The 12569-nt window shown below is 48.0% G+C and carries 9 protein-coding genes; 6 read left to right on the top strand and 3 right to left on the bottom strand.

Translation table 11 applies throughout. The features are described 5' to 3' along the window. Positions 1-49 precede the first annotated feature (49 nt). The 3 genes from L4C36_RS17040 to L4C36_RS17030 all read left to right on the top strand — a co-directional run bounded on the left by L4C36_RS17040 (position 50) and on the right by L4C36_RS17030 (position 3568). Positions 50-1432, top strand: a complete 1383-nt coding sequence (locus tag L4C36_RS17040) for a TldD/PmbA family protein (protein ID WP_428479006.1) — start codon at positions 50-52, stop codon at positions 1430-1432. Beyond that, positions 1432-2775 carry a TldD/PmbA family protein gene (locus L4C36_RS17035; protein ID WP_428479005.1) on the top strand — a complete coding sequence of 448 codons (1344 nt, stop codon included), beginning with the start codon at positions 1432-1434 and terminating at the stop codon, positions 2773-2775. The genes L4C36_RS17040 and L4C36_RS17035 overlap by 1 nt, the downstream gene beginning before the upstream one ends. Positions 2776-3304: 529 nt before the next feature. Next, the gene (locus tag L4C36_RS17030; protein ID WP_428479004.1) at positions 3305-3568 is read left to right on the top strand and encodes an Lpp/OprI family alanine-zipper lipoprotein; all 264 of its coding nucleotides are present in this window, start codon (positions 3305-3307) and stop codon (positions 3566-3568) included. A gap of 166 nt (positions 3569-3734) precedes the next feature. On the opposite strand, the gene L4C36_RS17025 is transcribed toward L4C36_RS17030, so the two are convergent. Beyond that, complete coding sequence (locus L4C36_RS17025) at positions 3735-3983, bottom strand: hypothetical protein (protein ID WP_428479003.1); 249 nt, start codon at positions 3981-3983, stop codon at positions 3735-3737. Between the two features lie 348 nt (positions 3984-4331). Here L4C36_RS17025 and L4C36_RS17020 point away from each other — a divergent pair, with 348 nt between their 5' ends. Beyond that, positions 4332-5393: a Preprotein translocase subunit SecY gene (locus L4C36_RS17020; protein WP_428479002.1), complete on the top strand. Its 1062-nt coding sequence runs from the start codon at positions 4332-4334 to the stop codon at positions 5391-5393. Positions 5394-5592: 199 nt separating this feature from the next. Here the strand turns inward: L4C36_RS17020 and L4C36_RS17015 are convergent, their stop codons facing one another. Further along, positions 5593-7848 carry a peptidase U32 family protein gene (locus tag L4C36_RS17015; RefSeq protein WP_428479001.1) on the bottom strand — a complete coding sequence of 752 codons (2256 nt, stop codon included), beginning with the start codon at positions 7846-7848 and terminating at the stop codon, positions 5593-5595. A 264-nt stretch (positions 7849-8112) separates the two neighbouring features. Beyond that, positions 8113-8490 (bottom strand): hypothetical protein, encoded by a 378-nt coding sequence (locus L4C36_RS17010; protein WP_428479000.1) that lies wholly within the window; start codon positions 8488-8490, stop codon positions 8113-8115. A 400-nt stretch (positions 8491-8890) separates the two neighbouring features. Between L4C36_RS17010 and L4C36_RS17005 the strand changes: the two genes are divergently transcribed. Then, entirely contained in the window at positions 8891-10390 is a 1500-nt protein-coding gene (locus L4C36_RS17005) for an MFS transporter (protein WP_428478999.1), read from the top strand. Positions 10391-10880: 490 nt separating this feature from the next. Next, positions 10881-11924 (top strand): GMP reductase, encoded by a 1044-nt coding sequence (locus tag L4C36_RS17000; RefSeq protein WP_428478998.1) that lies wholly within the window; start codon positions 10881-10883, stop codon positions 11922-11924. Positions 11925-12569 lie beyond the last annotated feature (645 nt).

The following is a 12569-nucleotide window of genomic DNA, read 5'->3' as shown; positions in this document are numbered from 1 at the left end:
AATCATTCACAGCCTGAGCCATCAGGCTGATACGACGCAAGGAGCAACTATGCTTAACCCTGCAACCGCCCAGGCGGTTATTGATCACGCACTGTTTCTCGGTGCGGATTTTGCCGAATTATTCGTAGAACACCATCAGTCGAGCTCTGTTGAGCTGATTTCCGGCGAGATTGACAAGATCAACTCCGGGATTGACTTCGGGATCGGCGTGCGCCTATTTTTTGGTCACAAAGTGCTTTATGGCTACACCAACAGCACCGACGAAGAAGAGCTAAAACGCGTCACCGACCTGCTTGCCGCCAAAGACAAGCGCGATCAAATCGCGACAGCTGGCTCACTGAACCTCAGCCGTTATGCCAACAAACATCAGTGCCAACAGCCACTGAGTCAAGACGGCCACCTTGCAGCAAAAATTGAATTCCTGCGCCAATGTAATACTGCCGCCCGTGCGGAAGATGAAAAAATCAATCAGTTCATTGGCCGCATTCTGCAACGTGAACAACAAATCGAAATCTTCAACTCTACCGGTTTACACATTGGTGATACCCGCCACTATACCCGCGTAGCAGCCACCGCGATTGCTCAGAACGGCAGCGAGCAGTCAACGGGCTTTGAAGCCCCGGGGGCACTGACAGGCTGGGAGTTTAATACCCGTCTGGATGCCAACGAACTGGGTCACACGGTGGCGAAACAAGCCATGGTAAAACTGTTTGCGGCGAACTGCCCATCCGGTGAAATGCCCGTGATTATCGGCAACGGCTTTGGTGGCGTTATTTTCCACGAAGCATGTGGCCACTTGCTTGAAACCACTTCGGTCGCGAAAAAAGCCTCTGTCTTCCATGACAAGATGGGCGAAATGATTGCCCACCCTGCGGTCAGCGCCGTGGATGATGGCACCATGGAAAATGAATGGGGATCGATCAACATCGATGATGAAGGCATGGAAACCCAGCGCACCCAGTTGATCAAAGACGGTAAACTGACCAGCTTCATGGTTGACCAAATGGGCGCTCGCAAAACCGGTTTCGCACCGACTGGCTCTGGCCGTCGTGAATCGTACAAATATGCCCCAACCTCCCGCATGCGTAATACCTTCATTGAAGCCGGCGACAGCTCACTAGAAGAGATGCTCAGTACGGTTGAACGTGGTATCTACGCCAAGAAGATGGGCGGCGGCTCGGTACAGCCAGGCACCGGTGAATTCAACTTTGCCGTACAAGAAGCCTACCTGATTGAAAACGGTAAGATCACACAACCGCTGAAATCCGCCACCTTGATCAGTACTGGTCCAAAAGTACTGAAAGAGATTTCCATGGTCGGCAATGATTTCGCCCTCGCCGCCGGCATGTGTGGATCGGTCAGTGGCTCCGTGCCAACCACCGTTGGCCAAGCAGCGCTCAAAGTTGACAACATTCTTGTAGGGGGTAACTAATGGCGGATCAACAACAACTTCAAGCCGCGATCGATCAAGTACTGGAACGCGTAAAAGCGGCCGGTGCCGATGCCGATGTGATCGCCAGTGGCAGCAACAATTTTTCCTTAAAAGCCAATGCCGGCGAATTGGACGAGTACAAAGTCACGTCTGGCCAAGTCATTGGTGTTCGTGTGGTGAAAGATCAACGCGTTGCCACCAGCTACTCTGAATCACTTGAGCCCGCCAGCTTGGATCTCATGGTAGAGCAAGCCTTGGTGAACGCGACTTTCACCCAGCAAGATGCCCATCAACAGATCCGCTGTGCCAACAGCACCCTCACCACCGATCGCCCTGAAATTTATCAGGCCGATACCGCATCGGTTGATGACAAAATCGCACTCGCGCTAGCGCTGGAAAGCGGTGTTGTCGCCCTGCCGAACGCCAGTTCTTCGCCTTATAACGGGTTTGGTGAGTCCGACAGCCAAGTGATCCTCGCGAACACCTTGGGCACCCGCTGCTACCACCAAGAACGCTCTACCTACTGTTACGCGTACACCTTGTATGAGAAAGACGGTAAGCAAGCGATGCACGGTGGCATGTCAACCGGTCGTCGTTTTGATGAACTGGATGCCAACTACTGTATTCACCATGGTTACGACATGGCGAAAGCCCTGCTTGACGGTGCACCGGTGACGACGGGCAGCTACAGCGTAATCTTCGAGCTAGATTGCTTAAGCAGCCTGCTGGGTGCATTTGGTATGTGCTTCTCTGGCCAATCCGCCATGAAAGGCATTAACCCATGGCGTGACAGCGTAAACAGCATGGTGGCCAGCCCACTGCTGACGGTGTCTGACACGGCCTATGTGGAAGGCGGCTCGTCGATTAAAGCGTTCGACAGTGAAGGCTATGCCACACGCGATACCATTTTGATCGGTGAAGGCCAACTACAAAGCCTGCTACATAACAGCCACACTGCCAGCTATTTTGGCATTGAGAATACCGCTAACGGTGCACGTTCCGCCAAAGGTGGCTTGGGTGTGTCTGGTCGTCATACCGTGATTGCTACGGGTACCAGTTCACACGCAGACGTGACGGCCGGCGAATATCTGGAGTTGGTTGAACTGCAAGGCGTTCATTCTGGTGCCGATGCGGTCAGCGGCGATTTCTCATTCGGTGCGAGCGGCTTCTTGTGTCGTGACGGTAAACGCGTGCAGCCTGTACGCGGCATTACCGTTGCAGGTAACTTCTATCAGATGATCAAAGCCATTGATGCGGTCGGCGATACATTACAGCACGATCACTCACGTGATTTCTTCGCCCCGATCATTCGCTTTAACAAGCTAAATATCGCAGGCAAATAAGCCTTAGCCAAAACGTATATTTCACAAAAGGCGGATTAATCACCCGCCTTTTTTATTTTCTATACGCTTAAATATGCAATCTTTTATTCCTAAAAAATCTATTAATAAATCGACAATAGCAACAATGCTTTATATTTGTTCGCTGATAACATCTTAGGCCAAAAGACAAAGCAAAGTAACATTCCGCTACACACTGTGTATTTACCCATGACACCACATCGAACAAAACACACCCAACACAGTCGAAAAAACAACATACGTGATTGTTATTTGGTATTTTTTTAATCCTTCTGATATTCCCCTGACATAAAACATCCACAATTCACATCAACAAGAACGATGCGTCAACCGGTGTAAAACACACGATGATGACCATGAAATAACAATCTGTTTTTGCCGTGAATAATCATTCAGATGAATGAAGGCACGAAAAAAACTTTGACTTCAATGTCTAGATTATTGTTACAATATGCGTGTTTTGTACAATGATACATTTTCAAAAATAACAAAATCCACAATGGAGATAACCATGAAACGTTCTATTGCACTTGCTACTGGTCTAATTCTAAGCACAACTCTTATGGGTTGTTCAAGCACTGAAGAAGCTGAGCAACTAAGCCAGCTAACGAACAAAATCGATACGCTTTCTGAGCAAGTTTCTACTCTTCAAACTCAACAAGACGCAATGGCTGGCGCAGTAAACGATGCGCTAACTGCATCTGACGCGGCTTACCAAGAAGCAATGCGTGCTAACCAGCGCATCGACAACGTTGCTCACTCTTACAAAAAGTAAGTGTCCGCAGCCGGCGTATATTCATGGTCCGATAACGGCACACTGAAATAACCGCATTTAAAAAGGCCGTGTTGCTCACCAACACGGCCTTTTCTCTTCTGTCTGCTTCTCTTTCTATTGCTCTATTTTCTCTGTTTCTGTTTTTCTCTCGCGATCTCACGCTTATTTAGCCAATCGCACGGTAGGGATCTACCTCTGCATAGGTATTGGTACTGGCGCCCCCGAGGGCAGGTTCAAGGTATTCGCGTATCGCTTGCAGCGACTCCCCTTCCCACATGCAATGACACAGTGTTTCTCTTTCTAGCACGATCGCAGAGCGTAACTGTATCCCCAATGGCGGATGCGTGAATGTCCCACTGGCCTGTTGCCAAAACAAGGTGGGATCGGAAATTTCGTGCTCGGTAATCACATACATTGCCTTACCTCCGTCTTGCTCACTGATACCGATATGCCTCTTTTGAGCATACTTGCTCTACCGCCAAAAGGAAATTTACAGTTAAGCAACATTACGCCGTGACAGCATAAAAATGCGCATTTCTAGCACACTCGGTACGTTTGACAAAAACGAGACGCCTACTATTTGAACAGTTATGCAAGCACTGTGTAAAGATCCAGCGTAAAAACAGCGAAAGCCTTATTTTATAAGGGTTCGTAGGCCATTTTGCGGTATCCTTAGCCACCTTTTTTTTGCTTAGTGGCCTGCACAATAGGTAGGAGCCGGTGAGCGCAACCTGGGCAACGATGTTTGTTGCAATAATTTTATATGCTTTACGACGACAACTTACCAATTAGATACCCGAAGGGTAAATTTGCAATGTGTACCGTGTACAGTTTTACCGGTGCGTCTATTCTTGCTTCGATCATTTTCTCGCTGCTGCTGTTTTTGTCTATCGACGAAGACCCTATCATGCAGATCCTGTTTGGTGGCTTGGCCATCATCTTTGAACTCGGCAAGTTTTTTGCCTGGTATGAGTTTGGCGAGCGTCGTGCACGCCGTAACTATGCCGGTGCGATTTCAGCCTTTGCCTTTTATGCGGTACTGGCGGCGATCTCTATTGGTGGGTCTATCGGGGGTATCAACAGCGCGACTAACCAAGCACAAAGCCATGTGAATGTGCAGCAAAGCAAAATCAACAGCTACAACATGCAGATTGAAGCGATTGATAACCAAATTGCGCTTAACAATGAAGCCGCTGAAAAATACATTCAGATGGAACGCATCGCGACGGGCGTCACGCGCATTCAGCGTGAGAACGACAAACTGCGTCAGCAGCAGCTCGACCTTGCTGCAGAACGCGACAGCTTGCCAGTAGTGAGCCAAGGCTCGGTGGTGGGCTTGATTGATAGCTTGGCCAAGTCGATGAGCGTACAAACCCAAACCGCCCAGTTAGGGTTGGTGGTGTTCCTGTCTGTCTTGTTGGATTTCTTTGCCGCGTTCTTCGTGGGTTTGATCGGTGAAGAGCTGCGTTTCCGCAATCAGTTCCGCCGTGTTCACCCGTTCACGATTGATGCATACACCACGGAAGCCAAGCAACCTGAGCTTCTATCGCACACCATGTCTCAACCAACGACGCATTATGAAACACACATGGAAGAGGTCACGCCAGAGCCGACACCGGAGCCTGAAGCGCCGAAGAGCCTGTACGAGCAAGCGATTGATGCATTGAGTGCCAATCAGGTGAACTGCACCAAACGTGCCGTAACCCGTTATCTGAAAGTCAGCAGTGAAGAAGTGGATGAGCTGTTCAGCCAATTTATGGAAGAAGGCATTGTCAGCAAGAAGCCGAACAACCACTATCAGTGGCATGGCGTAGCGGTGAAATAAACCGTGCAGGCGTATTGCGCTTCTGCAAGATCAAAAAAGCCCAAGTCGTGTAATGCGACTTGGGCTTTTTTATAAGAAAATCTGGAAGGAGATTCTGGAACCTAGAACCTAGAACCTAGAACCTATAGTTCTATAGGTTCTAGGCACGAAACACGAGGAACTAAATTCTAGGCACTCGTTTCTCGCATCTAGGATCCCGTTAAAGACCTTTCTTGTACTGCGCCTTGGTTGACGGCGTGATCATCGCGTGCAGCGGCTGACCATCTTGCTGGGCGATTTGCTGCTGGAATGCGGCAATCACATCGGCTTTGTTTCCACTGATCTTTGTATCGGTTTTGATGTTACGCAAATCAATCATCACCCCGTTTAATACCAATGGCTGATCGGCCATCACATCCGTATTCAGGTAGTTTGTCTGGCTGTACATGGCATTGTGATCACCACGTTGTTTAGCCAACACAAAGTTTTCCCCTTTCAGGCTCAGGATCGACGCTGTTTTGTCGCACTTGCGCAAACACTTGTCATCAAAACGCTTCTTCTTACAGCCGACAGTCTGGAGGAAGAAACACTGACGACTGGTCATCAACATGATGGGGTGATACACGCTGTAGTGCAGTTCAAAATCTGCTGGCTTGACGATCTGCTTCACCTGTGTGCGGTTAATTTCATTTGAAATGAACGCGCCTTTACAGCCAAACTCTTCTTTCAGACACAGCAAGCTATACGAGTTGGTGATGTTCATGTGCGGGCCAGCAATCCAATCGATACCCAACGCATGCGCCGCAAAGCCCATACCGAAGTTATTGGTTACGATACGCACCGGTTTAACCGTCTCTAGGAAGGTCACAGCCGCTTGGTAGTGATCGCCAATCAGAATAGCAGGGAACCATGGGATCAGATGTGGATTCGCACTGAACAGATCCTGCATCGCAGTCAGGTTCATCGCCATGGCTTCTGGCATCTGGTAGTACAAGGTCGCATCAGACTCAGCAGCCAATGCCACATCTTCAACAGAAGAAATCAACACGCTCAGGGACGGGATGGCTTGTTCATTCGCTGCTTCTGATTCAGTTTCCGCAGACGTGAATGCTGGCAGCGTCACTGGCGCGACTAACGGCTTACCGCCATTCAATGCGATAGCAATCTGCTCACGCATCTCAGTCTGCTCTTTATAAGGCATGTACAGGCTTTCATCGACACCAGATACATCCACCTCAGCAATGGCGTATTCACAGTTAGCAAAGCCTGCTACCCACTTTTGTACCGCATCATGAGACAGTGTTGGGCGGTGGCTCTGTACCAACGCCACATCGGAAGTCAGCGTCATATCACAGCCTTCACCGGTGATCGTCACTGACAATGGCTTACCTTCTACCGCAGAAACTGTCACTGACAATGGCAACTTCGCAATATTCAGATCGTGTGTTCTTGCTTCAACCGTCTGGATGATGTCTGTCTTGTCGTCGTACAGCTTTTTCTTAATGCCTTGCACGGATTCTGGCGTGGTACAACTGTGGATTGTCGTGAAATGCTTCACCGAGTGATCACGCGGGTTATCAATAAACATACCTTTATTGATTTCGCCAGTCAGGTACGCATTCGAGAAGTCACGGTTAAACACCGTGTACAGTTCTGTGGTATCTGTCAGCAACGCTTCGTTGTTGCAGTAACGATCGATCTGCTGACGCCAGTTATCCACCACGGTGTACACGTAGTGCGATTTCTTAATACGCCCTTCCACCTTCAGCGAGTACACACCGGCATCAGCCAGTGCAGCCATATCACCAAAGGCCGAGTTATCTTTCATGTTTAGCGGGTGTTCGGTACCGGTATCAGTCACTTGGTATTTATCACGACATGGCTGACTGCAACGGCCACGGTTGCCCGAGTTACCATTGCGCACTGAACTCATGTAACACAAGCCAGAAAAACCAATACAGTAAGAACCGTGTACAAACACTTCCATCAGCACGTTATGTTGAAGACCAAACTGTGCCAAGTGCTTAATTTCTTGGATATTCAACTCACGTGACAAGTTCACGCGTGACGCGCCCAGCTGTCCCATGAATCGGATTTGGCCTTCGTTGTGTGTATTCACCTGCGTAGAAGCGTGAACATCCAAGGTTGGGAAGTGTTTTTTGAGAATATAGAACAACCCCAGATCCTGCAGGATCACGCCATCAATTTTGGTGTTGACCAATTGATTTAACAGCGCAATCACAGCGGGAATTTCACGCTCAAGAATAATCACGTTCAGCGTAAGGAAGATCTTACAGTCGTATTGATGGGCAAGACGGACAATCCCGTTCAAATCATCAAACGTCAGGTTCGCGGCACGATTACGTGCATTGAAGTGATCCAACCCGCAATAGATGGCATCTGCACCCGCGACAATCGCCGCCTTGATGGATTCAATATCACCGCCTGGTGCCAATAGCTCAAATTTGTTCTTCATCACGAGATTACCTAGTTGCCAACCGCTTTCACAAAGGGGGCGTATTCTACGTGGTTCACGGTAAAAATACTATTCAGTGAAGCGAGAATGCGAGAATGCGAGAATGCGAGAATGCGAGAATGCGAGAATGCGAGAATGCGAGAAAAGAGTAAACAACGCGGAAGAAAGTGCAAACACCGTATGACTCAAAGACACAAAGCGTCACCAAAAGAAACAGGGAGCCATCAGGCTCCCTGTTCTAGAATACGGTATGTCGCAGTGCAGTTACGATTGCATCGCAGGACGCAGTATTTCAGCGTTCTCCGGTGCTGATTGCTCATGAATTTTCGCCAAAATGGCAGAAATCGGGACAATCGGACCCATCATGTTCACCCGCAATGGTGCACCCGCGCTGGCGTAATGCAACTCGGATGAATCCGCACTGGAATAATTGTATTTGTAATTGAACTTATCCGTTGCCATATGCAACAGATCGAAATCTTTGCGATGGCACGAAATGTATGCGCGCCAGTACATCGCATCCAGCACTTCACTTGGCTTTTCTGCCCGAATAATGAAGCGCCAACTTCCCTCTTCCCCGTAAAAATCGAGCGGGAAGGTTCGTTTTATTTTTCTTCTATTAAACAAGGTCAATCTATCCACTTAACCAGCCAATCAGGGGGATTATGCAAGGATTGCCAGAGAATGGAAGAGAAGATCGACGAAAAATAATAATTCTGACATAACTGGTTATTTTTCATTTCATCAACGCTGGCCGCGCTGCTGCTCCTCTTCCCTCTGGTTATCTACCCACGTTTTCCTGTTGGGTATTTATCCCTCGCGCACCAAGCCATTTACACAATGACTTCTTATAAGAAAGCACCGATGCCTCAATTTTGCAAATATATCGCCAAGGTATAAATGGATTTTTTCACTAAAAATCGTCACGAATCACTCTTCATTACAAGATCACAGCAACTGATAATGTTAACATCAGCTCGCAAATTTACATTTGCTTACAACTTAACACTTCTCAATCCTCCATGAACATAGAGATACAGCAATGTGGAATAGACTGAATAAGTCAATGATGGTGTGCCAAATGATGTTTGGTTTATCATTTTACGGCGTGATGGTGATCCTGACTCGATTCTTCCTCGAGGATCTCAATTACAGCGAAGCCGACACCATGATGGTCGTTGGTGCCTTCTCCTCAATCGGCCCCTTGTTTGCTATTGCCGGTGGTTTCATTGCTGACAAATTTTTGGGCGCCTATCGCTCACTCACGATAAGTTACTTAGGCTTTGCCGTTGGCTATGTACTGCTGGTACTGGGCGCCTCATCACTCAACGTTTCCCTGAGCTTGATAGGTATTGCCCTTGCCAGTTATTCTCGCGGCTTAATGTCGCCGTCTTACCCGAGCTTGTATAAGCGTACTTTCCACAGTGAAGAAGACTTTGAAAACGCTTACCCGGTAAACTATTCCGTCAACAATATCGGTGCCTTCTTGGGGCAGTATTTATTCCCGATGTTTGTGCTCATTCTGGGCTTCAATGGCAGCTTTACTCTGTCTGTGCTCATGGCCACCATCGCCTTCATCCTGTTGCTGGTATCACGCAAACCGCTGATCGCAGTAGCCACAGACATGGATCAGCAACCGGTTGGTGTGAAAAACTGGTTCGCGTTCACCGCCATCTCTGCCTCTATGATCGGCTTGGTGTTCTTCATGTTCTCTAACATGGATATTGGCCAGAACATTGTGTACGCCATTGGTTTAGCCGCGATTGGTTACTTTGTCTTCCTGATGATGAAAGCCAACAAAGCGGATGCACTGAAAATGGGCACCATTTTGATCATGACCACCCTCACCACAGCATTCTTTGTTTACTACGGCCAAATGATGACCTCCATGACCTTGGTGACCATCAATACCATGCGTGGCGATCTGTTCGGGATAGTCCCTATCGCACCGGAAGCCTCAATGGCGATGAACCCGTTGTGGTGCATCATCGGTGGTCCGCTGGTTTCCATGACATTTTCTGCACTTGAAAAGCGTAACATTCACTTTTCAACTGCCACCAAAATCAGTTTTGCCTTTGTGCTCACCGCGATTGCCTTCGGCATTCTCACCATGGCAGTAAAAGCCATTGGCACAGATGTGGTGATCCGTCCGGAAGTATTCTTGCTGATCCACTTCTTCCAAGCCATTGGCGAAGTCATTGTGGGTAGCCTTGTGGTGGCCTTCATACTGTCTGTGGCCCCGAAACACATTGAGAACTTCTCCGTGAGCTTGTTCTCTGTGGCCATGGCACTGAGCGGGATTATCGGTGCGGTGTTCTCCACCTCTATTGCACTTGAAAAAGGCCAAGTGATCACCCAAGCCTTAGTGAAGCAGCTCTACGGGGATTACTTTGGCATGTTGACCATGCTGGCAGTTGTGATGGTAGTGGTTGCCCTACTCGCCTCTGCCCTTGTTCGCGTAATGCTTAAAAAAGCCGAACAGTGCACCGAGCAAGGTAATGCTGAAAACAAACACGATGACGCGGTACAGGCAGAAGCATAATCGGCTTAACGCCTAACTTTAGCGCATATGTTATCGACGGCCCCGCTTGCGGGGTCTTTTTTATGCCTGTTGTTTATGGGTGGTTTTTACCGCCGTGTTTATACCGACACAGCGCCGATAAAATAAATTACGGTGTCAGGCAAAGAAAAAATCGTCAGTGAACAATATGGAGAATGTGAACAGCGTATAAACAGAAAGAAAAACGGAGGAATCACAAGCAGAAATGCCACTTTTCGCCTAAAAACAAAGCGATACAAACGATTGCGTATGGTTTCTGGTGGGTATATCTTCGTGAGGATAGCACAAAAAAAAATGGATTATCAGACTTGTTAATAAAGTTTCTGGCTCTATAATGCTGAAAACCGGAGCGTCTGCCAACGCTCCGGTTTTTTTGTGCCTGCTTTACGGTGATCTCACCGCTACCTGCCAGTAGCTGAAAGCCGAAAAGCACTATTCGATAGAAAAGTCGATTTATAGAAGGAAATGACCAATGCGTATCGAACAAGACTTGAAGTTGGGTTTTAAAGATGTACTGTTTCGTCCAAAACGTTCAACCCTAAAAAGCCGTTCTCAAGTTGAATTAACCCGCGATTTTACATTCAAGCATAGCGGTCGTCAATGGTCTGGTGTACCTATTATTGCCGCTAACATGGATTCCGTCGGCAGCTTCAATATGGCCAAAGCCCTTGCGGCGCACGGCGTAATGACGGCAATTCACAAGCACTACACGGTAAGTGATTGGGCTGAATTCGTTAAATCGTCTGATGCAAGCGTACTGAACAACGCAATGGTGTCTACCGGTACGTCTGATGCAGACTTCCAAAAAACCCAAGACATCATGGCACTTAGCGATGATCTTATCTTTATCTGTATCGACATCGCGAACGGTTACTCTGAGCACTTGGTCGAATACGTACAGCGTGTACGTGCTGCCTTCCCTGACAAAGTGATCAGCGCAGGTAACGTCGTAACAGGCGACATGGTTGAAGAATTGATTCTTGCGGGTGCTGACATCGTGAAAGTGGGCATTGGCCCAGGTTCAGTATGTACTACACGCGTTAAAACCGGTGTCGGTTACCCTCAGCTGTCTGCCATCATTGAATGTGCGGATGCAGCACACGGCCTAGGCGGTCGTATTATCGGTGACGGTGGCTGTTCATGTGCGGGTGACGTGTCTAAAGCCTTCGGCGGCGGCGCAGATTTCGTGATGCTTGGCGGTATGCTGGCTGGCCACACTGAAAGCGGCGGCGAAGTGATTGAACAAGACGGTAAGCAGTTCATGAAGTTCTACGGCATGTCTAGCCAGAGCGCGATGGACAAGCACTCAGGCGGCGTAGCAACCTACCGCGCAGCGGAAGGTAAAACCGTACTGTTGCCATTCCGTGGTACCGTGAACAACACCATTCAAGACATCATGGGTGGCGTACGTTCAACCTGTACGTACGTTGGCGCGGCGCAGCTTAAAGAGCTAACAAAACGCACCACGTTCATTCGCGTACAAGAGCAAGAAAACAACGTGTTTGGTAAAGAATAAACTCGGTTTTTCCGAGTAATTAGAGGCCACTTTTTAGTGGCCTTTTTTATACCTAAAATTAGCAAATGGCGACAAAGTGGCGACACCGGATTACTCCCCCTTCCTCCAACTTCGCCTTATCCTCTCCATATTCACAGGGCTAAATCCTCCCAGTTGGCAACAAAGAACCAAACCTAATCCCAGAAGACCACCGTCGAAAGATGTTTCAGTTTTACTTCTCATTACTTCCGACTTAACTCATTGTTTTAAAATGAACTCTATTCAGATAGTGATCTTTACTTGATCATTACCAGCCCCTAAATCGCTTACAGAAAACAGTACTACACCTTTTAATTCAGCAACTTAACCCGCTCACCTCACACATTGCGATGATCCTTAAAATGAAAACTACTGAAATTCAGATCATTAATTGAAATTTTATTTACACACTAACCAGCCAAAAAATGAGTGCCATATATTCCCGCCAGCCCAGTATCTAAGGGGCTCAATTGCTAAAATCAACTCCCTTCTTGGCTCTAGAACTGCAAAAATATAAACTGAAATATTTTTTCGATCACAACCCGTGCCGGAGGGTAGGAGGAGTGCGGATTCCGTGGAAAAATATTTATTTCAAAAATTTTCCGTGGGCAAACAAAAAGCGCCCTC

This window comes from Photobacterium japonica (assembly GCF_050337005.1).
Classification (GTDB): Bacteria; Pseudomonadota; Gammaproteobacteria; order Enterobacterales; family Vibrionaceae; genus Photobacterium; species Photobacterium japonica.
This window is presented reverse-complemented; position numbering and strand designations above follow the sequence as displayed.

Coding starts and splice junctions, on each gene's coding strand:
- L4C36_RS17040 (WP_428479006.1), top strand. CDS start 50: ATGCTTAACCCTGCAACCGCCCAGGCGGTTATTGATCACGCACTGTTT.
- L4C36_RS17035 (WP_428479005.1), top strand. CDS start 1,432: ATGGCGGATCAACAACAACTTCAAGCCGCGATCGATCAAGTACTGGAA.
- L4C36_RS17030 (WP_428479004.1), top strand. CDS start 3,305: ATGAAACGTTCTATTGCACTTGCTACTGGTCTAATTCTAAGCACAACT.
- L4C36_RS17025 (WP_428479003.1), bottom strand. CDS start 3,983: ATGTATGTGATTACCGAGCACGAAATTTCCGATCCCACCTTGTTTTGG.
- L4C36_RS17020 (WP_428479002.1), top strand. CDS start 4,332: ATGCTTTACGACGACAACTTACCAATTAGATACCCGAAGGGTAAATTT.
- L4C36_RS17015 (WP_428479001.1), bottom strand. CDS start 7,848: ATGAAGAACAAATTTGAGCTATTGGCACCAGGCGGTGATATTGAATCC.
- L4C36_RS17005 (WP_428478999.1), top strand. CDS start 8,891: ATGTGGAATAGACTGAATAAGTCAATGATGGTGTGCCAAATGATGTTT.
- L4C36_RS17000 (WP_428478998.1), top strand. CDS start 10,881: ATGCGTATCGAACAAGACTTGAAGTTGGGTTTTAAAGATGTACTGTTT.